This window comes from Pseudarthrobacter sp. 01T43, assembly GCF_056398665.1.
This window is the reverse complement of the sequence record NZ_JBFTPV010000011.1, coordinates 52,585-75,128: the sequence shown is the minus strand read 5'-3', so window position 1 is coordinate 75,128 and position 22,544 is coordinate 52,585. Positions and strand designations below refer to the sequence as shown.

The 22,544-nt window shown below is 66.3% G+C and carries 21 protein-coding genes and 2 pseudogenes; 7 read left to right on the top strand and 16 right to left on the bottom strand.

Features of this window, described 5'->3' with window-relative positions; all coding sequences use genetic code 11:
• Positions 1–32 precede the first annotated feature (32 nt).
• From AC1DIM_RS12000 to AC1DIM_RS11985, 4 genes are all read left to right on the top strand, one after another.
• The gene (locus AC1DIM_RS12000; protein ID WP_477710709.1) at positions 33–1,406 is read left to right on the top strand and encodes an isochorismate synthase; all 1,374 of its coding nucleotides are present in this window, start codon (positions 33–35) and stop codon (positions 1,404–1,406) included.
• A 148-nt stretch (positions 1,407–1,554) separates the two neighbouring features.
• Entirely contained in the window at positions 1,555–2,508 is a 954-nt protein-coding gene (locus tag AC1DIM_RS11995; protein ID WP_477710708.1) for an ABC transporter substrate-binding protein, read from the top strand.
• A 35-nt stretch (positions 2,509–2,543) separates the two neighbouring features.
• Entirely contained in the window at positions 2,544–3,488 is a 945-nt protein-coding gene (locus AC1DIM_RS11990; RefSeq protein WP_477710707.1) for an amino acid ABC transporter permease, read from the top strand.
• Entirely contained in the window at positions 3,485–4,264 is a 780-nt protein-coding gene (locus AC1DIM_RS11985) for an amino acid ABC transporter ATP-binding protein (protein ID WP_477710706.1), read from the top strand. Before AC1DIM_RS11990 ends, AC1DIM_RS11985 begins: the two co-directional genes overlap by 4 nt.
• 97 nt (positions 4,265–4,361) lie before the next feature.
• Here AC1DIM_RS11985 and menD read toward each other — a convergent pair whose 3' ends face one another.
• From menD to AC1DIM_RS11925, 12 genes and pseudogenes are all read right to left on the bottom strand, one after another.
• Positions 4,362–6,050, bottom strand: a complete 1,689-nt coding sequence (gene menD / locus AC1DIM_RS11980; RefSeq protein ID WP_477710730.1) for a 2-succinyl-5-enolpyruvyl-6-hydroxy-3-cyclohexene-1-carboxylic-acid synthase — start codon at positions 6,048–6,050, stop codon at positions 4,362–4,364.
• Positions 6,051–6,253: 203 nt separating this feature from the next.
• Positions 6,254–6,838 (bottom strand): annotated as a pseudogene (locus AC1DIM_RS11975) (IS30 family transposase); the annotation flags it as partial.
• Between the two features lie 48 nt (positions 6,839–6,886).
• Positions 6,887–8,134: an IS256 family transposase gene (locus tag AC1DIM_RS11970; RefSeq protein ID WP_477710729.1), complete on the bottom strand. Its 1,248-nt coding sequence runs from the start codon at positions 8,132–8,134 to the stop codon at positions 6,887–6,889.
• Between the two features lie 96 nt (positions 8,135–8,230).
• Positions 8,231–8,854 (bottom strand): annotated as a pseudogene (locus AC1DIM_RS11965) (transposase); the annotation flags it as partial.
• An 85-nt stretch (positions 8,855–8,939) separates the two neighbouring features.
• Complete coding sequence (locus tag AC1DIM_RS11960; protein WP_477710705.1) at positions 8,940–11,015, bottom strand: PhoX family protein; 2,076 nt, start codon at positions 11,013–11,015, stop codon at positions 8,940–8,942.
• Positions 11,016–11,207: 192 nt separating this feature from the next.
• On the bottom strand, positions 11,208–12,251 hold the full coding sequence (locus AC1DIM_RS11955) for an o-succinylbenzoate synthase (RefSeq protein ID WP_477710704.1): 1,044 nt from the start codon (positions 12,249–12,251) through the stop codon (positions 11,208–11,210).
• Positions 12,252–12,401: 150 nt separating this feature from the next.
• Positions 12,402–12,815 (bottom strand): Hpt domain-containing protein, encoded by a 414-nt coding sequence (locus AC1DIM_RS11950; protein WP_477710703.1) that lies wholly within the window; start codon positions 12,813–12,815, stop codon positions 12,402–12,404.
• Positions 12,812–13,654 carry a GAF and ANTAR domain-containing protein gene (locus AC1DIM_RS11945; RefSeq protein ID WP_477710702.1) on the bottom strand — a complete coding sequence of 281 codons (843 nt, stop codon included), beginning with the start codon at positions 13,652–13,654 and terminating at the stop codon, positions 12,812–12,814. Before AC1DIM_RS11945 ends, AC1DIM_RS11950 begins: the two co-directional genes overlap by 4 nt.
• A gap of 140 nt (positions 13,655–13,794) precedes the next feature.
• Entirely contained in the window at positions 13,795–14,811 is a 1,017-nt protein-coding gene (locus AC1DIM_RS11940; RefSeq protein ID WP_477710701.1) for a magnesium and cobalt transport protein CorA, read from the bottom strand.
• Positions 14,808–15,392 carry a GbsR/MarR family transcriptional regulator gene (locus tag AC1DIM_RS11935; protein WP_477710700.1) on the bottom strand — a complete coding sequence of 195 codons (585 nt, stop codon included), beginning with the start codon at positions 15,390–15,392 and terminating at the stop codon, positions 14,808–14,810. Before AC1DIM_RS11935 ends, AC1DIM_RS11940 begins: the two co-directional genes overlap by 4 nt.
• On the bottom strand, positions 15,389–17,011 hold the full coding sequence (locus tag AC1DIM_RS11930) for an ABC transporter permease (protein WP_477710699.1): 1,623 nt from the start codon (positions 17,009–17,011) through the stop codon (positions 15,389–15,391). Before AC1DIM_RS11930 ends, AC1DIM_RS11935 begins: the two co-directional genes overlap by 4 nt.
• A gap of 1 nt (position 17,012) precedes the next feature.
• Positions 17,013–17,999, bottom strand: a complete 987-nt coding sequence (locus AC1DIM_RS11925) for an ABC transporter ATP-binding protein (protein WP_477710698.1) — start codon at positions 17,997–17,999, stop codon at positions 17,013–17,015.
• Between the two features lie 91 nt (positions 18,000–18,090).
• Between AC1DIM_RS11925 and AC1DIM_RS11920 the strand changes: the two genes are divergently transcribed.
• The 3 genes from AC1DIM_RS11920 (at position 18,091) to AC1DIM_RS11910 (ending at position 19,994) form a co-directional block, all read left to right on the top strand.
• Positions 18,091–18,426: an ArsR/SmtB family transcription factor gene (locus AC1DIM_RS11920; protein ID WP_477710697.1), complete on the top strand. Its 336-nt coding sequence runs from the start codon at positions 18,091–18,093 to the stop codon at positions 18,424–18,426.
• 13 nt (positions 18,427–18,439) lie between these two features.
• Positions 18,440–18,949, top strand: a complete 510-nt coding sequence (locus AC1DIM_RS11915) for an SRPBCC family protein (RefSeq protein WP_477710696.1) — start codon at positions 18,440–18,442, stop codon at positions 18,947–18,949.
• 136 nt (positions 18,950–19,085) lie between these two features.
• A complete protein-coding gene (locus tag AC1DIM_RS11910; protein WP_477710695.1) occupies positions 19,086–19,994 on the top strand; it encodes a phosphatase PAP2 family protein in 909 nt (302 codons plus the stop codon).
• Between the two features lie 136 nt (positions 19,995–20,130).
• Here the strand turns inward: AC1DIM_RS11910 and AC1DIM_RS11905 are convergent, their stop codons facing one another.
• The 4 genes from AC1DIM_RS11905 to AC1DIM_RS11890 all read right to left on the bottom strand — a co-directional run bounded on the left by AC1DIM_RS11905 (position 20,131) and on the right by AC1DIM_RS11890 (position 22,463).
• Positions 20,131–20,616: a hypothetical protein gene (locus tag AC1DIM_RS11905; protein ID WP_477710694.1), complete on the bottom strand. Its 486-nt coding sequence runs from the start codon at positions 20,614–20,616 to the stop codon at positions 20,131–20,133.
• The gene (locus AC1DIM_RS11900; RefSeq protein WP_477710728.1) at positions 20,613–21,194 is read right to left on the bottom strand and encodes a signal peptidase I; all 582 of its coding nucleotides are present in this window, start codon (positions 21,192–21,194) and stop codon (positions 20,613–20,615) included. The genes AC1DIM_RS11905 and AC1DIM_RS11900 overlap by 4 nt, the downstream gene beginning before the upstream one ends.
• Before the next feature lie 49 nt (positions 21,195–21,243).
• On the bottom strand, positions 21,244–21,855 hold the full coding sequence (locus tag AC1DIM_RS11895) for a hypothetical protein (protein WP_477710693.1): 612 nt from the start codon (positions 21,853–21,855) through the stop codon (positions 21,244–21,246).
• Between the two features lie 68 nt (positions 21,856–21,923).
• Positions 21,924–22,463 carry an alternate-type signal peptide domain-containing protein gene (locus AC1DIM_RS11890; protein WP_477710692.1) on the bottom strand — a complete coding sequence of 180 codons (540 nt, stop codon included), beginning with the start codon at positions 22,461–22,463 and terminating at the stop codon, positions 21,924–21,926.
• Between the last annotated feature and the right edge of the window lie 81 nt (positions 22,464–22,544).

The following is a 22,544-nucleotide window of genomic DNA, read 5'->3' as shown; positions in this document are numbered from 1 at the left end:
CGGAGTAGCGTGCAGAGTACTGTTGTCTCATCATGACGAGCACGTTCCGCACCCTCACGGTCCCCCTGGATGGCAACGCGTCCGCTGGCGGACTTCCGCAGTTCCTGGTCCGGGACGACGTCCTTTGCTGGACCCGCCGCGAAGCCGGCCTGGTGGGCTTTGGTGAGATCATGCGTTTCACCGCAACCGGGCCGGAGCGCTTCCTCGAGGCCGACATCTGGTGGCGCCACCTCGTCCTCGAAGCGGACATCACCGACGCCGTGGCCCTGCCCGGCACCGGGCCTGTGGCCTTCGGCTCCTTCGCCTTCTCCAAGAAGTCCGCCCACGAATCGCGCCTGATAGTTCCGGAGATTGTGGTGGGCGTCCGTGACGGCCAGTACTGGCTTACCCAATTAACGTTCGACGACGGCGAACTCACCAACGAGGGCGCCCTCGCGGCCTTGGACCGCTGGCTGAGCGGCGGCAGCACCGGCGCCGCGCCCGCTGTGGGGGACGGCACCCCGGGAGAGGCCGCCGCAGGGGCCGGTGTCGCCGTCGTACGTCCCTTGCCCGCGGATTCCCCCGCGACACTGCACACGGGGTCGCTGAGTGAGGAAGACTGGATGGCCGCGGTGACCGCAGGGGTGGCGGAAATCCGCACCGGGGCGCTGGAGAAGCTGGTACTGGCGCGGGACATCGTGGCCACCGTGCCGTCGGGCGTGAATGCTGCGAAGGTGCTGCGCGAACTTGCCGTCCGCTACCGCGAATGCTGGACGTACGGGGTTGACGGGCTGGTGGGCGCGACGCCCGAGATGCTGATCCAGGTGGAGGGCCGCACCGCCCAGGCGCGTGTTTTGGCCGGCACGCTGGACCGCCGCGACGCCCACGGCGAGGACGGCATCCCGATGGACTACGCCGAGCGTGTGCTTGCCGGCTCGGAAAAGCAGCGGCACGAGCACGAGATCGCGATCCAGTCCCTGACGTCGCAGCTGGCGCCGTTTTCCGAAGCCATGAACGCCCACGACGAACCCTTTATCCTGGAGCTCCCCAACGTGTGGCACTTGGCGTCGGACGTAAAGGCGGAGCTCACAGAGGTGGAGGGCCACGTGCCCACCTGCCTTGCACTGATCAACGCACTGCACCCGACGGCCGCCGTCTGCGGCACCCCCACGCAGGTGGCGGGCGCGCTAATCCGCAAGCTCGAACACCTGGACCGCGGGCCGTACGCCGGGCCGGTGGGCTGGCTGGACGCCGCGGGCAACGGCGAATGGGGCATCGCGTTGCGCGGTGCCGTCATCGAGGATCCGCACACCGTGCGGTTATATGCCGGCTGTGGAATCGTTGACGGGTCCCAGCCGGAGGCCGAGCTGGCCGAGACGTGGGCGAAGTTCCGGCCGATGCTCGAGTCGCTGGGCATAGCCAACTAGGAAACACCCGGGAAATCCCTTGCGCTTCACCCCGGAGAAGTTATCCAATAGTGAAACAAAGTTATCTGTGACGCACATCTCCCGCTGCGCGATACACTATGAGCCGATTTAGGTATGCATTCCGTCCGCAACAAAAGGTAAAAGACACATGCACATTTCCCGTTCGCTCCTGGGCAGCTCCACGCTCAAGGCTGCCACCGTTCTCGCCATCGGCGCCCTCGCGCTCACCGGCTGCACCAACGCGTCGCAGAACGCCGCTCCCGGCGGCGGGTCCACCGAGTCGGGCAGTGCACAAGCCAGCTTTGACCCGAGCACCATCAAGAAGGATGACTCGCTGGCTGCCCAGCTGCCTGAAGCCATCAAAGCCAAGGGCACCCTGACCATCGGGTCGGACACCAGCTACGCACCGGCCGAGTTCCTCGGCTCGGACGGCCAGACCCCCGTGGGGTACGACGTCGACATCGCCAAGGCGATCGGCGCCACGTTGGGGCTCAAGGTCCAGGTCCAGACCGCTGAATTCACCGGCATCCTGCCCGCGCTCGGCCCGAAGTACGATCTGGGCATCTCCTCCTTCACGATCAACCCGGAGCGCCTCGCAGCAGTAAACTTCGTCAGCTACTTCAACGCCGGCACCGCCTGGGCCGTCCAGAAGGGCAACCCGAAGAAGTTCTCCCTCGATGACGTCTGCGGCAAGAACATCGGCGTCCAGACCGGCACGGTCCAGGAAGATCCGGACCTGTCCGGGCGCACCAAGAAGTGCACGGACGCCGGCAAGCCGGCCATCAATATCGTCACGCTGAAGAACCAGACCGACGTCACCACCCGCCTGGTCAACGGCAGCATCGATGCCATGGCCGCCGACTCCCCCATCATCGGCTATGCCCTGGCCCAGACGAACGGCCAGCTGGAAAAGCTCGGCGACGTCTACGACGCCGCCCCGCAGGGCATCGCCGTGGCGAAGTCGGACACTGCCTTGGCAGGCGTGATCCAGAAGACGGTTTCCAAGCTGATCGCGGATGGCTCCTACAAGAAGATCCTCGAGGGCTGGGGCAACGCTGACGGCGCCATCACCAAGTCAGAAGTCAACCCGGCCACGTCTTGAGCGGACCGGTAACCGACCAAAAAACAGGCGCAAGCATGGAACATCCTCCTGAAGAATCACCGGTACTGAACAAAGCAGTACCGGTGCGGCACCCCGGCCGGTGGATCAGCGCCGTCGTGATCATCGGCGTCCTGGTCCTGGTCCTGCAGAGCCTTTTCACCAACCCCAACTTCCATTGGGACACGGTGGGCACCTACATCCTGGACGTCAACGTGGTCCAGGGCGTCGGCTGGACCCTGCTGCTGACGGCTGCCTCCATGATCCTGGCAATTGTCCTGGCCATCCTGCTCGCCTTTATGCGCCAGTCGGACAACCCGGTGTTCCGCTGGTCCAGCTGGGTGTGGGTCTGGTTCTTCCGCGGCACGCCTGTCTACACCCAGCTGATCTTCTGGGGCCTGGTTTCCGTCCTGTACCCGACCATCAGCGCCGGCGTCCCGTTCGGGCCCGAGCTGTTCAGCGTGAGCACCAGCACGGTCATCACCGCACTTGCCGCGGCCATCCTGGGCCTTGGCCTCAACGAATCCGCGTACCTGGCCGAGATCTTCCGGGCTGGCCTGAAGTCTGTTGACAAGGGCCAGATGGAAGCCGCCGAGGCCCTGGGCATGGGCAAGGCCAAGATCATGTGGCGGATCATCCTGCCGCAGGCCATGCGGGTCATCGTTCCGCCCACGGGCAACGAGACCATCGGCATGCTCAAGACCACGTCCCTGGTCCTGGCCGTGCCGTTCACGCTGGACCTCACGTTCGCCACCAATACGCTGGCCAACCGGACTTACCTGCCGGTTCCCCTGCTCATCGTGGCAGGCATCTGGTACCTGGTCATCACCAGCATCCTGATGGTGGGCCAGCACTTCATTGAGGCCTACTACGGCAAGGGTGTGGACAATATTTCCCCCGCGCCCGTGAACCTGGAGGCAGCCAAGGCTGCGGCCGCCGGCATGGGTGCACCCAAGATGTCCGGCGGAGGAGGATCCATATGACAACAACTGCAACAGCCACACCGCTGGTAAAGATCGAAGGCCTGCACAAGTACTTCGGCCATCACCATGTGCTGCGCGGCATAGACCTGACCGTCAACCACGGCGAGGTGTCCGTGGTGATCGGCCCGTCGGGTTCCGGCAAGTCCACCATGCTCCGCTGCGTGAACCTGCTCGATAGCATCAGTGCCGGGCGCATTTCTGTGGGCGGCAGCCTGATTGGCTACCGCGAAGTCCACGGCCGGCTCCATGATCTGAGGACCAAGGAAATCGCGGCACAACGCCGCGACATCGGCATGGTCTTCCAGCGGTTCAACCTTTTCCCGCATAAGACGGCCATGTACAACATCATGGAAGCGCCCATGCACGTCAAGGGCCAGTCCAGGGAAACCGCACGGAAGCGGGCTTTGGAACTGCTCGACCGGGTGGGCATGGCGGACCGTGCGGACCACTACCCGGCGCAGCTTTCCGGTGGCCAGCAGCAGCGCGTGGCGATCGCCCGCGCACTGGCCATGGACCCGAAGCTGATGCTCTTCGATGAGCCCACGTCGGCGTTGGATCCCGAACTCGTGGGGGACGTCCTGAATGTCATGAAGGACCTCGCCAAGACCGGCATGACCATGATCGTGGTGACCCATGAGATCGGTTTCGCCCGCGAGGTGGGCGACCGCCTGACGTTTATGGACGGAGGCGTGGTGGTTGAGTCGGGCGATCCCCGCGAGCTCCTGGCCAACCCGCAGCACCCCCGGACCCAGGAGTTCCTGAGCCGGGTCCTCTAGCCAACCAGCGCCCCAACCAACGCGGGGTCACTTAGCGCCCGATGTGCAGCGTTTATCGGGCCGAAAGTGACCCCGCGTTGGTTTAAGTGCAGTGGAATCAGCCGCCGAGGACGCCTGCCACCGCGGCTGCTACGGCGGTCCTGATGCGGGCGTGCAGGTCCCGCAGGCCAACCCGGTCCGTCCGGACCTCAACAATGCTGCGGCCCTTGATCGGCGCGGCAAGCGCTTCGGCGAGGCCCGCCGTCGTACTTACTGAGCAATGCCCGACGCCGTACGCTGCGGCGAGTGCCGCAAGGTCCACTGTGTGGGGGGTGCTGAAGAGGCGTTCGACGGCGTCCGGGTAGCCGCCCGCTTCGCGCACCGCGCCGTGCTCGAGCAGGTCGAAGATCGCCCCGCCGGCATCGTTCAGCACTACGATCCGCAGGTCCGGCACCGCCTCGGCAGGGCCCAGGAGCAGGCCGCCGGCGTCGTGCAGGAACGTGACGTCGCCCAGGAAAAGCGTGGTTTCCTGCCGGCCGCCGAGCGCGATTCCGGTGGCGGTGGAGATGGTGCCGTCGATCCCGGCCAGCCCACGGTTCGCGTAGACCGTGGCCGCCGGCTCGGCGGCGGGCAGGCCTGCCAGATCCACGTCGCGGATGCCGTTCGAGGAACCCAGCACCAACTGCCCGCGGGACTGGGCCCAGACCAAGGCGCCCGCGGCCGGACCGAGCGCGGCGTGTTCCGCGGCCAGAGCCCCGCCGAGGGCGTGCTGCGCGGCGGACCCGGCCAGCAGCCAGATATCCAGCCAGTCGGACGGGCCCCGGCCGGCAAACTCTGCAAGGTCAGCCAGGCTTTCCAGCGGCAGTTCCGTGCGCCGGCCGGCCTCGTACCAGGCCACGGGAACCGGCTGGTAGAGGGCGGAAGGAACGTCGGCACGGGCCAACAGTGCAGAAACCGGCCGGGATATCGTGGGCCGGCCGAAGAGCACCACGCGCTCGATGGGTTGCGCCGCGTCGGGTCCGAAGTGCTGCAGCAGCAGCCGGTACGGGCCCACCGCGTTCGGGCCGAAGCGGGCATTGGAGGACGGCTCGGCCAGCAGGGGAAGGCCGTGGGCGTGGGCGAACGCTTCCGCGACGGGCCCGGCGTCGTGCCCGGCCAGCACCACGGTGCGCCGCTCCTCCAAGTCCGGGGCGGCCGGCGGCAGGTTCATGGTGAGCGGCTCGGTGGCGATGCGGAATTTCCGCCGGCCAGCCGCCGTCGGAAGCTGCTCCCCCGGTGCCGGTACCAGCGGGTCGCGGAAGGACAGGTTCAGCTGGACGGGACCGGGAGCAAGATCGGAGAACGCACCCGTCGCGGCGGACAGCGCCGTTTCCACCGCGCGGAGCGGGCTGCTGCCGGCGGGAACATCGGCGGCGAACCGGACGTGCTCGCCGAACAGATCCAGCTGGAAGGTGGTCTGGTTGGCGCCGGTGCCCAGCAGCTCCTCGGGACGGTCCGCGGACAGCACCACCAACGGGACCGCCGCGTGATTGGCCTCCATGACGGCCGGCATGAGGTTTCCGACGGCGGTCCCGGACGTGGTGAGGACTGCCGCCGGGGAGCCGGTGGACAAGGCAACGCCCAGGGCCGTGAAGCCGGCGGACCGCTCGTCGATCCGGACCAGCAGCTCCACCCGTCCCGCCGCCGACGCCTCAGCCAGCGCATACGCCATGGGAGCCGAGCGCGATCCCGGCGAGACCACCACGTACTCCACTCCGCCGTCGATCAGGGCGTCGACGGCGATCCGCGCCGCCTCGAGCGACGTCATAGCAGGCAGGGCCGGGGCGTCTGCGGCCGGGTCCGGCGAGGAAGTGGCCGGTTCAGGCGAGGAAGTGGCAGGGTCCGGGTCATTCAGCGAAGTCACCGAACCAGTCTGCCACCCCCAAGCCATACGCACGCGCCAGCGTTGCTCTATCACTTACGGTCCTTATTGAGGCGGCGGATTCTAGTGGTGGTTGCAACACGTCTGTCCTATGCGGCTGATTCTTCCAGAATTTGTTGGAGGGCTTGTGCGGGGGTTTTCCAGCCGAGGGTTTTGCGTAGGCGCCCGTTGAGTCCGGCCTGAGCGTACTCGATGTCCTCGCGGGTGACGGTGGTGAGATCCATGCCTTTCGGGAAGTACTGGCGCAGCAGTCCGTTGGTGTTCTCGTTCGTGCCGCGCTGCCAGGGTGAGTGCGGGTCGCAGAAGTAGACCTCTGCTCCGGTGGCAATTTTGACCCGGTCGTGGATGCCGACCATCTCTGCGCCCTGGTCCCAGGTGAGGGTCCGCCGCAGCTGGGCAGGGAGAGTGGGCAGTGTTTCCTGGATGGCGGTAAGTACCTGCTCGCCGGTGTGCCCGTTCGGCAGGTGCAGGAGCATCACGAACCGGCTGCTGCGTTCCACGAGTGTCCCGATCGCCCCGGTGCCGGGAGTGCCGATGATCAGATCGCCTTCCCAATGGCCGGGAACGGCCCGGTCATCGGCCTCCGCGGGGCGTTCGCTGATCAGCAGCTCCTTCGGGACCCGGGGCTTGCGCATCCCGGCGCGCCGGTTCGGTTGCCGCACCGCAGGGGGTGTCAAGTTTTCTGTGTAAGGGACCGGTCGGTTATCCGGTCTGCCGGGTGGTCAGATCGGAAGTCGGTTAGGGAATTGAACGGCGAAGGCGTTCAGGGCCTGGTGCCATCCTTGGGTGCCGGTTCCGAGCTCGCCGCCGCGGGTGGTCTCGATGTTTCTGATCCCTAGGTAGATCAGCTTGATCGCGGCTTCGTCGGAGGGGAATGAGCCTCTGGTTTTGGTGATCTTCCGTAGCTGGTAGTTGATCGATTCGATCTGGTTCGTCGTGTAAATGACTTTGCGGATCTCGGGGGTGAAGGCCAGGAACGGGGTGAAGTCCTCCCACGCGTTCCGCCACGCCAGCACCGCCCCGGGAGCCGTGCTCTGCCAGGTCTGGGCGAAGGCCTCCATCGCCAGCTCGGCCGCCTGCACAGTCGGTGCGGTATAGATCGGGCGCATGTCCCGGGCCATGGCTTTGCGGGCGCCGTAGGAGGCGTATTTCATGGCCGAGCGCAACAGGTGCACGACACAGGTCTGCACAACGGTCTGTGGGTAGATGCTGTTCACCGCTGCCGGCAGCCCGGTGAGCCCGTCACAGCACAGGATCAGGATGTCCGCTGCCCCGCGGTTACGGATTTCGGTGAGCACGTTGGCCCAGAACTTCGCCCCTTCCGAGGTGCCCAGCCACAGGCCCAGGACCTGCTTGCGGCCCTCCACGTCCACGCCCACAGCCACGTGGCAGGCCTTGTTCACCACGACGCCGCCGTCCCGGATTTTCAGCCAAATCGCGTCGATGTAGACGATCGGATAGACCGATTCGAGCGGCCGGTTCTGCCATTGCGCGACCTCATCGGCGATCACGTCCGTGACCCTGGAAATCGTCGCGGCGGAGACCTTGGTGCCATAGATTTCATCGAGGTGGGAGCCGATGTCCCGGGTGCTCATTCCACGGGCATAAAGGGACAGGATCATGTCCTCAACCTTGCCCAGCCGGCGGGCCCGCTTGGGCACGATGACCGGCTCGAAGGAGCTGTTCCGGTCCCGCGGGACCGTGACCTCCACCGGTCCTTGGAGCGTCTGAACGCTCTTGGTGGTCTTGCCGTTGCGGGAGTTCCCCGTGCCCTGCCCAGCGGGGTCTCCGGACGCGTAGCCGAGGTGGTCGCTCATCTCGGTTTCCAGGGCCCGCTCCAGCACGGCTCGGGTCATCCGGGAGAGGAGTTCCTCAACGCCGTTGCGGCCCTCTCCCAGGTCCTCCGCAGCCGTGACGAGCGCGTCGATCTGGTCAGCGCTCAACACGCCTTCAAGAGGGTTGGTGGTCATACTAATTTCGGCCAAGAGGGCCCGTCCTTTCAGGGGTGAAACCGCAGGTCACACCCTAGTTAGAGACCAGACCCTTACACACTCAATGAAACACCCTCGCACCGCACGGCCGGTGCGCAGGGCCGCTGCGAGCTCGGCTTTTAGGCCGCCGCGGCCCTGGATATAGATGCACTGATAGATCGTCTCGGGGCTGATGCGCATGGTCTCATCATCGGGGAAATCAATCCGCAACCGGGCACTGATCTGTGCCGGGGACAACCGTTCCCGGCAGGTCAGCATCCCGCCAACATAGAGCGCCAGGGCCTCATTGTCGGCCAGTTTCCGCGCCTTGGGCCGGCGGGCCAGCTTCTGGGCGCGGTTCTGGGCCGTGGACGCCAGATAAGGGCGCTTGCCCTCGTTCCGGATGTTCCGGCCCAGCTCCCGGCTGACCGTGGACGCACTCCGGCCCAAACGCCGGCCGATCTCACGCACCCCGCACCCTGCCGCCAGCCACACGGCAATCAACTCGCGCTCATCAAAGGACAAGAACCGCCCGCACGGGGGCTGCATCGAAGGATCCACCCCACCATGCTGACGGACGATCCCACGGGCCGCTGACAGGGAGATCCCGGCAGCTTCCGCCGCCAACTCATCCGACAGCCCAGAAGACCTCGCAGCCCAAAACACCCGCGTAACCTCACCCAGCAACTCAGGCCGACCAAAACCCATAACAACACCCATTCACTCAGGTGTTGCAACGACCCCCTGAACCCGCCGGTCGTTTGGGGACCAAAAGTGATAGAGCAACGCAGGAAGGGGCCGCAGACTAGCCGGCGAACACCTGGATCACGGCCGGACGGGGCGCGCGCGCCTGGCCGCGGGCCGGCGTCGCGCCAGCGGCAACGTAGTCCGGGAAGAACGAGCGCTGGGCCGCGAAGGAGCCGTCCTCACCCGGGTGCTGCACGGAGACGAACACGGTGCGGTCCTCGTCGTGGATGATCGGGCCGCAGGTTTCTGCTTCGCGCGGTACCGCGAGGAACTGCTCCACCTTGCCGCGCTCGGCGCCTTCGAGGGTCACCTTGAAGAGGCCATCAGCCCTGCCGATGCCGGAGGGGGCGCCGTCGGTGGAGATCCACAGGTTGCCCACGGAGTCGAACGCAAGGTTGTCCGGGCAGGAGATGGGCGAGACCTGGTCCACCGGGAAGCCGGAGAAATAGGTGACGTCGCCCTGGGCCGGATCGCCACAGACCATCAGCAGGTTCCACGTGAACTTGGTGGAGGTCTGGTCCCCCGTTTCGGTGATTTCCACGATGTGGCCGTCACGGTTCTCGTTGCGCGGGTTGATCTCGGTGGCGCCTTCCTTGCCCACCTTGCCGCGGTCCGAGTTGTTGGTGCAGGCCACGTAGACCTTGCCCGTGAGGAGGCTAGGCTCCACATCCTCGCAGCGGTCCATCTTGGTGGGGCCCACCTTGTCGGCGGCGAGGCGGGTGTAAACCAGGACCTGCTCCAGTGACATGCCGGGGACAGCGGACGCCCCGTCCACAACCAGCGGCAACCACTCGCCGGTGCCGTCGAAGTTGCCGTCGGCAGGAACAGTGCCCTTGCCGTCAATCTCCGCGGCCGGGGAGTTCCCGGTGAACTTAGCGACATACAGGTTGCCCTCAGAGAGCAGCGTCATGTTGTGCTTACGGTCGCCCTCCTTGTATTTCCCGGCAGAGACGAACTTGTACAGGTAGTCGAAGCGCTCGTCGTCGCCGGAGTAGGCCACCACATGGCCGGAACCGGCGATGATCACGTTGGCGCCCTCGTGCTTGAAGCGGCCCAGCGCGGAGTGCTTCTTGGGCGTGGAGGTGGGATCGAACGGGTCAACTTCCACGATGTAGCCGAAGCGGTTGGTCTCGTTCTCGTAGCCGGCGTTGCGGGTGTCGAAACGGGGATCGTCCAACTCCCACTGGCGGGCGGTCGCCTTCGAGCTCAGGCCGTAGCGCTTGTCTTCGGCGGAAACGCCCGGGGACACGAAGTAGCCGTTGAAGTTTTCCTCGCCCGAGAGGATGGTGCCCCAGGGTGTGGTGCCGCCGGCGCAGTTGCCCAGGGTGCCCTTGATGAAGCGGCCCTTGGGGTCGTCCTTGGTCTGAACCAGCGCCGAGCCGGCAACCGGCCCGGTCAGTTCGTAGACAGTGTTGTTCAGGTAGCGGCGGTTCAGCGGCGCGCCCTGGACGTAGGACCACGGCTTGGCGGTGTTCTTGCGCTCCAACTCGACCACGCTGAGGCCATGGGCGGCCTGCCCGACAGCGCGGACGTCGGCAGCGGGCATCGTAGCCGGGAACATGATGTTTTCGTTGGTGTATTCGTGGTTCGCGAACAGCAACGCGCGGCGTCCCTTGGTGTCAGGGATCTCGACGATGGACGAGTAGTCGTTGTTGTAGCCGAACTGCTGCTCCTGCGCCTTGGCAGTCTGGTTGTTCAGATCAAAGTCCGGCGCGCCCTTGAAGATCGGGTCACCCCAGCGGATCACGGGCTGCCAGGTGAAGCCTTTGGGGACGGTGACGGCGTCGACGGCGGCATCGATGGATGCGATTGGCGCGAACTTCAGCTTCGACTTGCTGAAGCCCTCCTTCGCGGCGGGTGCCAGCCCGGGGCCACCGGCAACTGCGGGTTCGGCTGAGGCAACGGCGCTGCCGAGTACGACGGCGAGAGCGCCGGCGGCGCCGAAGCCCAGGGCGGCGCGGCGGGACATGGTGGCGGACGCAATGTCGCGGAAGTAACTGTTCGAGCTGGTGTTGCAGACATCGCCGGCGCAGGCGTTATCGCACTTCAGGGCGCAGGTGACGGCACTGCGCTTACCCTTCGTGTGGCCAAGCATGGGCAGCAGGTTGAACTTGCGGTTTGTCGTTTCAGACAAGGTTTGCCTCCAATAGGACGGTCGGGTCCCGCCCACCCTGTCAGCCGGTTCCGACCCGGAGTCGTCAGCCGGGTGAAGTTGAGGTTAACCGCCGGTGACCTGCAGAAACTGCGAGAGCGTCGCCAAAAAACCCGCATTACGTGAGAGAGCGTTGCCAAGGGGGTTGGAAGTCCGGGCAGGCTGACGTGGAGGCTAGGGACTGGCGGGGGTTGCGGCGAGGATGGCGTGGACGCGGCGGAGGCGGTCCAGCCACCAGTCCCGGCGTTCGGCGGACGCCGCGAACTGCTCCAGCAGCCCGGCGTCGGCGGCGACGTCGCGGAGGCGGATGGCGCCGTCGTCGGCCACCAGCGGGTCCAGGGTGATGTCGGAGGTGAACAGAGATACTGTCCCCAGCCCGCACGCATAGGGCAGTTCGGGAAGCGCTGCCGCGAGGGCCAGCCCGGCGCGGATTCCCACGGAAGTGTCCAGGGCGGAGCTGACGACGGCGGGCAGCCCGGCCTGCGCCACAATGTCCAGGGCGCGCCGCACTCCCCCGAGCGGCGCSACCTTCACAACCAGCAGATCGGCAGCGCCGGCCCGCGCCACACGCAGCGGGTCGGATTCCTTGCGCACGCTTTCGTCGGCAGCAATCAGCACGGGCGTTCCGGCGTCCCGCAACTGGCGCCGCACCTCCGCCAGCCCCTCAATGGAGGGCACCGGCTGCTCGGCATACTCCAGGCCGACGCCGGCGAGCCGGGTCAGTGCCTCAACCGCCGCTGGCACATCCCAGCCGCCGTTGGCGTCGACGCGGATGGCGGCGTCGGGCAGGGCGGCGCGCACGGCACGAACCCGGGCGGCGTCGTCATCGAGCGTCTGCCCGCGTTCGGCCACCTTGATCTTGACGGCACCAACCCGGCCGAACCRGTCCAAAATCCCGGGCACCTGCTCCGCGGGGACGGCGGGGACGGTGGCGTTAACAGGAATGACCGACCGGACCGGCGCGGGGAAACCCTGCCAACCTGCTTCAAGGGCGGCGGCCAGCCAGCGTGCGGCCTCGGCGTCGTCATACTCGGGGAACGGGCAGAACTCCGCCCAGCCAACGGGGCCCCGCAGCAGGAGGGTTTCACGTTCCATGATGCCGCGGAACTTTACCCGCATCGGCAGGCTCACCACATGTGCGGAGGCCAGCATTCCCTCGAGGGACGGCAGGGTGGTCGGCAAGGAGGACGACGGGGTGGACGGGACCGAGGAAGGCATGCGTTCACTGTACAAGCGCCCTCTGACAACGTCGGGCGCCGAAAACCCTCAATTGGAGGAAAACCGCAGTAAAGGTCTCACCACGCATGTCCGAGGAAACTCCCGGGGAAAAAGGTCCGGCCCGGCGACCCCACCCCATGAGCTGAGGCGCTATTTCCTGCCCGGCTTGGAATCAAGGTACCTCTGCAGAAGATCCGAAGTCTGCCGGCCGCACTTCATGATCGTTTTGAGGTGGGCCACTGCCAGCCGGGGCAGCACGTTGTCAGGTGCCGCTTCGCGGGTCTCGGTTCGAACGGACCGCTCCAGCCCCAAGGCAATTTCCGCGAGGCGTTCGGCTCCCACCATCTGGCTTGAAGTCTTCAGGCTGAGGACCGCGTCCAGGCTGCCGGCCAAGTCTCCGGTGGTCAGGGCCACGCGCAGTTTTTCGGTGCGCTCCGGCAGTTGTGCGATGAAATTCCGCACGAAGACTCTCCACACGCCTTCGTCGTCATCAAGTTCGTCGCGCAGCCTGTCCAACGCGGCCGGATCCAAGAGGGGCAGGGCGTTGACGTCGTCCTGCGTCATGTCGTGAAGTGTGTGGCCGGCGCTCCGCCTGGCAGATCCGCAAGGAGGGATTCCGCGAGCGCGCGGACCTTGATATTCCGGTTGCTGGATGCCTTGGCGATGATGCCGAAGGCTTCCTCGTACGAGCAGCGGTTCTGGCCCATGATCACTCCGCACGCGACATCGATGGACGTCCGCGCCTCCATGGCAGTGCGCAAATGAGCAGCCGCCGCCAGTGCCGCCCGGACCCCGGAGGCCATGACGTAACTGCTGGCTGCAACCCTGCTGAACATAACGACGTCGGCCAGTACAGCGGGTGCGAAAACACTGGATTTGTCCGTGGCAAGCGTTAGCGCTGCGGTGCCTCCCGATTCCAGCTGAAGGGGTACTGACGCCACCGACCGGTAGCCGGCGTCCCGAAGCGGCCTCCAGTACGCCGGCCAGCGCGGATCACTGGAAAGGTCATTGAGGATGACTGCCAACCGTCCGGCCATTGCCTGCGAGACCGGCCCGTCACCGCTGCCCAGGTCTCCCCGGGCAAGAGCGGTAACCGGCTCGCTGGTACCTGCAGTCAGAGGCGTATGGCCCGGACGGACCACGGAGACGGCGCAGTCCAAGGCGCATCCGGCCCGTTCCGAGAGGGCGGCAGCGGCTGCCCGGGCCAGGAGGCCGAGGGAGTCCCTTTCACTGTCGGCCCGAAAGTCCAATAAGACCCCCGCAGCAGTATGCGGCGAAGCAGGAGCGTGCGAATCCGAGGTGTGCGGCGCCGGCGACTTCCCGCGGTGCGGCGCCGTGACAATGGCTGCGTCGCCGGTCCACAAGTGGTTCCGCGGCCGGCGGAAGCGTAGCTCGTTACTCATGCCGTGACCCCCGTAGCCGCTATGTCCGTAACGTCCCGGAGGACCCTCAACAAACGCTAGGCGGCAGGGGGTAATGAAACACGAGTAGTAAGTACTCTACTTTTCCACGTGGCAACACTAGGTACCGGCTGACCACCCCACTAGATCCACTTGTTGTGCTTGAAGGTCACGTAGAGGACAACGCCCATGAAAACCATCAGGCCCAAGGCATACGGGTAGCCGTACAGCCAGTCGAGCTCCGGCATTCCCCGGAAGTTCATACCGTAGATCGAAGCCACCAGCGTGGGCGCGAACAGAATGGCCGCCCATGACGAAATCCGCTTGACCTCCTCGTTCTGCCGATAGCTGGATTCGGTGAGGTTCTTCATCTCGTCGTTCTGCCGCTGGGCCACGAGGGCTGCATTCACGGCGAGCGCATTCTGCAACAGGGCGCGGAAGGCGGCCACGCGTTCGTTGAGCCGGATGATGTGGTCCAGCACGTCCCGGTAGTGGTCCTGGAGTTCAGGTTCCTGGTCCCGTCCCGGGGTGCCCGCCATGAGGGCCTGCAGGATTCCAGCGAGCGGGCTGGTGGCACGCTGGAACGTGATGACCTGCCGGGAGAGTTCGTAGATCCGGCGTGAGACGTCAGGATCGGCGCCGAAAAGGTCGTCCTCGATCTCGTCGATGTCGTTCTCCAGCCCGGCTGCGACTGGTTCGTACTCGTCAACCACCTGGTCCAGGATGCCGTAGAGGACGGCGTCCGGACCGAGGGCGAGGAATTCGGGCATGCCTTCCATCCGGCGTCGCACCCTGGCCAGGTCCGGGGACTCCGCGTGGCGGACGGTGACCACGTAGTCGGCCCCGACAAAAACATGGATCTCGCCGAAGTCCACCTTTTCGACGTCGTCCAGGTAGCGTGCGGGCCGGAGCACCAGGAAGAGGCCTTCGCCGTAGTGCTCCAGTTTGGCGCGCTGGTGGCCGGCGAGCGCGTCTTCAACGGCCAGGTGGCTGAGGTCGAATTCCTCCGCCACTGAGCGGAGTTCGGCGGCGTCGGGCCGGTAGAGTCCGATCCAGGCCATCCCTTCGCGCTGCCTGAGCAGGAAATACGTCTCGTCGAGGTCTTCGGGGTCCGCGGTTCGCACGCCGTTCACGTACACCGCGTTGTCGATGATGGTCACGGCCGCGCCTCCTGTGTTTCAACGTTGCTCTCAACATGTCTTTCAACGCCGCTGCCGGCGTCCGCTTCAATATAGCCGGGCCCAGCATCCCTGACCCGCTCCCAGTCGTCCAGTATGTCCGGCATCTTCGCGGCAAGGAACCGATAGAAGCGCCCCATCTCGGCCACCCGGGACCGGGCAGCCGAACCTTCCGGGAGTGCCCCGGCCGTGGCATCGGTCAGGGCCGCGAGGCTCTGGTAGATGGGGCTCCTTCGCATGGAGGCGATGTACCACTCATCGTCATGCAGTGTGTAGAGGTTGCGGCGGCTGCCCGGCTGCGAAACCCGCTGGATGAAACCCACGGTCTGCAGATACCGGACGGCGCCGGATACCGCCGCCGCGCTGACCCCCAGCCGCTCCGCGAGTTCAGCCGCGGTGAGCCTGCCGTCCTCGGAGGAGACCAAAGCCATCAGCGCCCGGGCGGGCATCTTGGGGAACCCGGCCGCGGCAAAGGCCGCCGCCGTCTTTTCGGCGGCCACGTCCACCCCGGCCGCGTTCACCCCGGCCGCGTCGACGCCGGCCCCCAGGCCGCCGCGCGTCACTCCGTCCCCGCTTCCCGCCGCCGCATCACAGCCATGGCCACGGCGCCGGTGGCCACGGCAATGGCCAGCATCCACCACGCTCCGGTCCAGTCCGTCGTCGTACTTCCCGGCACGGGGGTGTGCGCGAACGGTGAGAGGTTGCGGACGTCCTGGCTCAGTCCCACCATGCCGCCGAAGATGCCGACGATCACGCCGGCGGCGAGCAGCGCCCAGCCCAGTCCGATGGTGCCCCTCGGCCAAACAGTGAACACGAGTGCGGGCACCGCGAGGTAGATCAGGGCCGCCGGGAGCTGCGCGGCGGCCGTCTGCCAGAGATCGGACGCGTCCATGGTGGAATCACCCGCGGCCGCGAGGGAAGCCCAGGCGCCCAGCCCCGTAAGGGCCATGACCAGCACCACGGAGCCGGCGCCGAGGACCAGGTAGCCGGAGAGCCAGCGGACCCGGCTCACCGGCGCGGCGAGCAGCAATTCGGCGGTCCCCGCAGCCTCCTCTTGACGCAGCCGCAACACGGCCTGGAGCCCGCAGGCAGCGGCCAGCACACCGGCGATCGAGAACAGGGCGGAAACCAGCAGCTGGGTCAGCGATGGGCCCTGGGCCTGCAGCATGGCCCGGAGTGCCGCGGTGACATTGCTGTCGGCGATGTCCGCGGCGGCGATGGCGCTCCCCAGGGAGCCTGCGATGAGTCCGGTGGCCAGGCCACCCAGGCCCCAGCCGATGATCGAACCTGCCTGGAGGCGCAGGGCCAGGGCCCCCGGGCTGTTGAGGCCACGGCGGGCGGCGGCCCGGCCGGGAAGCGCCGCCCAGACGCTGGCGCCGCTGTCCCGCCGTTCCAGCAGGAGCCACGCCGCGCCCAGGCTGACGACGGCGAGGCCCAGCGGCAGGAGCAGGGGCCACCACCGGTCGCCCGTGTAGGCGAATGTCTGCTGGCCCCAGCCAATGGGTGAGAACCAGCTCGCCGCGCCGGCCGTCATCACCGTTCCGTCGGCATTCGGCGTGCCCGTGGCATCCCCGATGCCGCGCACGACGTACGCGCCCACGACCAGCGCCGACGAGAAACCGTTCGCTCCGCGGGAGGTCCCCAAGAGCTGTGCCAGGAGCATCCCGACTCCCACAAACGCGCTTCCGACGGCGCCCGTGGCAGCTCCCGCAACCAGGGAACCGGCGGGGTCCAGGCCTTTCGCGGCGAACCCCGCGAACACTGCGAGCGCCACAAGGACGTTCGCCGCCACTCCGTGCAGGACCGTGGCCACGGCGGGGGTGAGCCGGCCGGCCGGGGTGGCCGCGACCAGTTCCGCACTGCCGCTCTCCTCCTCGGCCCGGGAATGGCGCACGGCCAGGAACGTGCTCATCAGCCCCGCCAGCAGGGCGAGGAAGGAGTAGATCTGGAAGAAGGTGAAGGCCCCCTCCCCGGCACCGCGGGGCAGGCCGCGGAGCATCAGGATGGCCGGAGTGGCGGTAGCCACCTGGAGGATCTCCGCCCGGCTGGACTGCTCTCCGTAGGTCTGCAGGATGGCGGTGGCGGCGAACAGGGCGAGCGCGCCGATGCCCGCCACCCAGACGGCCAGTTGCCAGCGGTCACGCCGCAGCCGCTCGCCCCACAGGATCCAGAGAGGGGCCATGTCAGCCACGGCCCCTCGCACCGAGCAGGTGACGGCGGTGTGGTGCGTCCGACGGCGGCTCCCCCTGGGAGGCGGTGGTGTCGCCGTAGTGCCGCAGGAACAGCTCTTCCAGCGACGGCGGGTTGATGGTCAGGCCCTGCACGTTCAGGGTTCCGAGCAGTGGAAGCACCTCCGCGATCCGGTCCGAATCCGTACCGAACCTGACCCTGCCGCCGTCGACCGTCAGGTCATGGACGGCGCCCAGGTTCGTCAGGGCCCGGGTGTCCAGTCCGTCGGCGGCGAAGGAGACCTCCGTGCGGGTCAGGTGGCGCAGGGAGTCCAGCGTGCCGCCGTCGACAATTTTGCCGGCGCGGATAATGCTCACGCGGTGGCAGAGCGCTTCCACCTCGGAGAGGATATGGCTGGACAGCAGGACGGTGGCACCGCGTTCGACGACGGCGAGCGTCTCCCGGCGGAAGACCGCCTCCATGAGCGGGTCCAGCCCGCTGGTGGGTTCGTCGAAGAGGTAGAGCTCGGCGTCCGTGGCGAGGGCGGCGATCAGCGCCACCTTCTGCCGGTTGCCCTTGGAGTAGGTGCGGCCCTTCTTGGTCGGATCGAAGTCGAAGGCATCGCACAGGTTGGCCTTGCGCTGCCGGTACGCCGCGCCGTCGTGCGCCCCTGCGCTCCCCGGGCCGCGCAGGCGCGAGAGCAGGTCGATGGTCTCTCCGCCGGACAGGTTGGGCCAGAGCCGCACGTCGCCGGGGACGTAGGCGAGGCGCCGGTGCAGGGGCACGGCCTGCTGCCAGGGGTCGAGCCCCAGGACGCTGGCGGTCCCGGAGGTTGCCCTGGCTAGGCCGAGGAGAATACGGAGGGTGGTGGATTTTCCGGCGCCGTTCGGCCCGAGGAATCCGTGGATTTCGCCGCGCTGGACGTCAAGGTTGAGCCCATCGAGGGCCCTGACGGTTCCGAAGTGCTTGTGCAGGTCAACGGTGTGGATGATGGTCTCCATAGTCCGAACACTACTCAGTTTCACAATTTTGTGAATACTAAAAAATTGGCCTGCCCTTCAACGCATATCCATATGGGTATACAATCCAATCGTGGCAAGGGCAGCAACAACGGCAGATGCGTTCAACGCGGTGGCAGAACCCCGCCGTCGGGAAATCCTGGACGCGCTGGCCCAGGGCGAGCGCCCGGTCGGTGAGCTGGTCGACCTCCTGGGTCTGGCGCAGCCGCACGTGTCACGGCACCTGAGGGTGCTGCGCGAGGTGGGCGCCGTCGTCGTGCGTCATGAAGGCCGGCAGCGCGTTTACCGGCTGAATCCGCAGGCGCTGAAGCCCATCCACGACTGGGTTGCCGGCTACGAGCATCTCTGGGAGGAACGCTTCGATCTCCTGGCCGACGTACTGGATGACCTTAAAAAGGAAGAGCACTAAAAAGGAGTTCACCATGGCACAGGCAAGCAGCGGCACCCTGGAGGTCACGTTCCCCAGCGACACGGAAATCCTCGTCACCCGCACCCTCAACGCGCCCCCGCACCTCGTGTACCGGGCCTGGACCACGCCGGAGCTCGTCCGGCAGTGGTGGCCGGGCCGGCGGGGCCAGATGACGGTGGCGGACATGGACTTCCGGGTGGGCGGCGCGTGGCGGTACGTCATGGTGGCGAACGGCCAATTCGAGGTCGCTTTCCATGGCATCTACCGCGACATCGTCCCCAATGAGCGGATCGTCCACACGGAGATCATGGAGCAGCCGGGCACCGCGCCGGACAGCGAGGAGGGTGCCGTGCTCAGCACCGTCACCTTCGAGCCGGCCGACGGCGGCGGCGCCACCATCGTGCGGATCCGCACCGATGCGGGCAGCAGGGAAGTCCGGGACATGATCGCCCAGTCCGGCATGGAAGGCGGCGTGCGCGAGCAGTTCGAGATCATCGAGGAACTGGCTGGGTCCCTCACCTGAGGCACCCTCCGGGCCCAACTAGGTGGCAGCACATGTCGTTATGAGTGCTCAAAACGACATGTGCTGCTACCTAGTTGGGTGAGAGCTGCCCGGTTGGGTGAGGGTGGCTCACAGGATTTTGTGACACCCTTAACCGATGACCTTGTCGAAGCCAGCGCCCATCAGGACTCCCGTACGCCCTGCCCCGGGCTCCGGCTTTATGTTCTTCGTGGCCACGCTCGGCTGCGTTGTGGGTCTCATCGGCACGTACTACTACTTCGTCCAGACCACCACGGGCCAGTTCATCGACGAGTCAGCGCTGGTTGAGGCCGTGGACATCTACGGGCCAGCAGGCAAGGCGGCCACCCAGTTCCTGGACTGGCTGCCCACCATCTCCCTGGTGATGGCCGCCGTCGTGATTCTGTTCGTCACGGTGATCCGGCGGCGCTGGTCGGCGGCCGGGATCGCCCTCACCGCGTGCATCGGCGCGAATATTGCCACACAGGTCCTCAAGGACGTCCTGCCGGCGCGGCCTGACCGGGGCGTGGTCACGCTGGAGCTCAATTCGCTGCCGTCCGGGCATACCACGCTGGCGGCGTCGGCCGCCGCTGCTGTGTTCCTGATGTCGTCCCCGCGCTGGCGCCCGATGGCCGGATTCGTCGGCGGCAGCTTCGCGATCGCCTCGGGCGCGTCCACGCTGATCAACCAGTGGCACCGCCCGGCGGACGTCGTCGCGGCCTTCCTTCTGGTGGGCGCCTTTATGATCCCCGCGGGCTGGCTGATCATCAGGTCCGGCGGGTCGTGGAATGTGTGGGACGGCTTCGGCAGGCATGTCGGTTCGGCGCGGATCTGGCTCAAGCTGCCGGTAGTGATCGGGCTGGCATCCGCCGCGGTGGCCGTGTATTCGCTGGCCAGGATCGCGCCGGGTCCGGCGCAGGAGGGCAGCACTACCAACTACTTCTGGGCCGGCATTGCGCTCATTGTGATCGCCGGATACCTGGCCACGGTGGCCACCACCTCGCTGTTCGCGTATGCCGCACGACGGCGGGACGCACCAGGGCGCTGACCGTCACCTCTTATTGGACTGCTGCAAGCCCGCCACCCGTATGGCCGCAGCCAAGGCGTGCCTCCACCAGGGCGGATTACCTGGAAGTTACGACGCCTGCACTCGCTCAATCAGTTGCATCCCAGCAAGCCGCAAGCTAGACCGGGCAGACCAGCTTCTGGTTGGTGGAGGTCCAGTTCAGAGTGATGTTCATTGATGCTGTCCCTTGATCCTGGTAGGTGGCCGTGACGCGCAGAGTCAGCGGACCGGTAGCTGGATTATCCTTGATGACCTGTGAGTTGGCATCGAGTGCGATGGTCCCGGGAGTCAGCGAAACAGGGATAACCGTCCATGGATAACTTGCGCCATAGCTCCCGTTGGCTTGCAGAGCAGCGTAGGTGATGGTGGCCGTCGCAGGGACCGTCACCCTGAGTGTGGCGCTCTTCTGGGGGCTGTCATTTGTGCAGGTGAGTGTTGTGATTGGCGATCCGGACCACGTGCCGTTTGCCGTCACCGTCATGGTGGCTGTCGAGGATTGCTGCCAGAGCGCCGAGGCCGAAGCCCCGCCGACGCCCAGGAGAACCGTCAGCACAAAGGCTCCGACTGCCAAGGCAGCTCCAGGAAGCTGCGCGAACTTCTTCACGCGGCTGCTTCAGCGGAGGCCCGCGACGACCGGCCGCGGCTACGGACGCCCTTGATGACCAGCAGTCCGCCGTAGCCAATCAGCCCGGCTGCGGCGAGAGTTACCCACATGTTGCGGTCGGCGTTGCCCAAGGCGTTGGCGGCATAACCCACGTACGGAACGGCGTAGAACAGTTTGCCCTTGACCTGCAGTTCGCGGACCGGCTCAGCGTCGTTGGTGCCGTTGTTGTCGCCCCTGGTCACCAGGGTCTTCTCGCCGGACTGGGTTGCGCTGAAGCCGACGATCCGGTGGGTCTCCACCTCGGGCCGGCCGGAGTGCAGCTGGAAGGTGACCACGTCGCCGTACTTGAGTTCATCGAACGCGACCGGCTTCATCACCATAAAGGTTCCGGGCGGGAATTTTGGCGCCATGGAGTTGGTGAGAACCGTGTATGTTCCGGAACCGGTGGCATGGGGAACCACGATCAACACCAGGGCGGCGAAGACTGCGATCATCAGCACAACCATGTTCAGGATTCGTCCGGCCGCGGCCCATGCACCGCGTCGGCCGGGCTTTGCGTCAGCAGTTTTGGCAACCACCGAGGTGTTGCGCCGAAGGCCCGAGCCTCCGGGGCTTATGAAGGACAGGTCAGCAGCCACTGGGCACCCCGCAGAGCTGGCGAGCGGTGATGGGCAGAGAAATGTTCACGGCTTGGCCTTTCACGGCGGCTGGTGCATTGGCTTGGAGGCTGACTTGGAAGCAAAGGAGCGTGGAGGCGGCCTTGGGTACCGCCGTCGCTGTGGTGAGCCCGGTGCTCATCAGGGACGTGTATCCCGTTGCCGCGCTGCAGGAAGTTCCCGTCGGGGCGAACACCGCGCTGACAATGACGTACTGCGCCAGGGTGCCAGTCCCCACATTCGATACGGTGGGCTGTCCTGCCGTGAGGTGGGTGCTGAAAGTGCCGCCGGCGTTGCTGTTGTTGGCGGCCACAATGCCCGCATACACGGGACTGCCCGGCGAAAGCGTTCCGGTTGGGGCCAGGCCGATGGTGGCCTGGCCCCCACTGGGAAGGGTCATGTTGACGGGAGTCCCGGATGGGTTCTCCTTGAGGCTGACGTCGAAGGATGCCGAGGAAACGGTGCCGGGTGTGGCCGTTGTGCCGGCCTTCCACAGGGCGTAGGTGCCCTGGACTGCCAGCAGTCCAAGGACCACCGCCGCTGCGATGAGCAAACTTGCTCGCAGCGTCCGCGGGATCCGCATCGTTCCTCCTGGTCCGTGTCCGATTCTGCCCTGTGAGGGCGGCCGGTCAGCCGGCCGCCCTCTTCAGACTAGGACAGACCGGACTGGGTGACCTGGGTCAGCTGGAACGCCACGGTGTTGAAGTTGTAGGACTTGTTCACATCGTCGCGGGCGGTGGTGCCGGACAGGAACTCGAAGGAAACCGTCGCGGTAACCGTCTGGGTACCGGCGGCAGATACGAGCGGGTTGGCAAGCGCGGTTGATCCAACGGTCAGTGCCACCGGGGAAACTGCCACATTGGCGGCGGTGAAGCCGTTGGTCGGGGTGACGCCGGTGGTGGCCACGTTGGCGGCCATCTTGTTGCCGTGGAGCGTGACGGTCAGGTCCTGCTTGAAGGTGARCTTGTCACCCGGCACCACCTTGTAGGCGGTGATGTCCGGGATGGTGGTTCCGTTGCGGTCGCTCCAGGTGCCGGCAGCGGTCTGGACGTTCAGGTCGCCGGAAACGATGCTGCCCGGAGCCGTGGTGGCTTCTGCGTTCCAGTTGGCGAGCGTTCCGCCGCCGCCCAGCAACAGTGCTGCGCCTAGGGCGATGGCTGCGGATCCCTTGATGAGTGTGGTGTTCTTCATGATGTGTCCCCTCAGACTTTGTGTGCTTGGTTGTCTTGCTGAAAACAACAATGCACTGCCTAAATCAGGATTTAGGAACGG

What these genes read in the sequence shown, in the direction of transcription:
- AC1DIM_RS11990 (WP_477710707.1), top strand. Translation starts at nt 2,544, where the DNA reads ATGGAACATCCTCCTGAAGAATCACCGGTACTGAACAAAGCAGTACCG.
- AC1DIM_RS11910 (WP_477710695.1), top strand. Translation starts at nt 19,086, where the DNA reads ATGACCTTGTCGAAGCCAGCGCCCATCAGGACTCCCGTACGCCCTGCC.
- AC1DIM_RS11915 (WP_477710696.1), top strand. Translation starts at nt 18,440, where the DNA reads ATGGCACAGGCAAGCAGCGGCACCCTGGAGGTCACGTTCCCCAGCGAC.
- AC1DIM_RS11985 (WP_477710706.1), top strand. Translation starts at nt 3,485, where the DNA reads ATGACAACAACTGCAACAGCCACACCGCTGGTAAAGATCGAAGGCCTG.
- AC1DIM_RS11995 (WP_477710708.1), top strand. Translation starts at nt 1,555, where the DNA reads ATGCACATTTCCCGTTCGCTCCTGGGCAGCTCCACGCTCAAGGCTGCC.
- AC1DIM_RS11950 (WP_477710703.1), bottom strand. Translation starts at nt 12,815, where the DNA reads ATGACGCAGGACGACGTCAACGCCCTGCCCCTCTTGGATCCGGCCGCG.
- AC1DIM_RS11945 (WP_477710702.1), bottom strand. Translation starts at nt 13,654, where the DNA reads ATGAGTAACGAGCTACGCTTCCGCCGGCCGCGGAACCACTTGTGGACC.
- menD (WP_477710730.1), bottom strand. Translation starts at nt 6,050, where the DNA reads ATGACGTCGCTCGAGGCGGCGCGGATCGCCGTCGACGCCCTGATCGAC.
- AC1DIM_RS12000 (WP_477710709.1), top strand. Translation starts at nt 33, where the DNA reads ATGACGAGCACGTTCCGCACCCTCACGGTCCCCCTGGATGGCAACGCG.
- AC1DIM_RS11895 (WP_477710693.1), bottom strand. Translation starts at nt 21,855, where the DNA reads ATGCGGATCCCGCGGACGCTGCGAGCAAGTTTGCTCATCGCAGCGGCG.
- AC1DIM_RS11930 (WP_477710699.1), bottom strand. Translation starts at nt 17,011, where the DNA reads ATGGCCCCTCTCTGGATCCTGTGGGGCGAGCGGCTGCGGCGTGACCGC.
- AC1DIM_RS11925 (WP_477710698.1), bottom strand. Translation starts at nt 17,999, where the DNA reads ATGGAGACCATCATCCACACCGTTGACCTGCACAAGCACTTCGGAACC.
- AC1DIM_RS11970 (WP_477710729.1), bottom strand. Translation starts at nt 8,134, where the DNA reads ATGACCACCAACCCTCTTGAAGGCGTGTTGAGCGCTGACCAGATCGAC.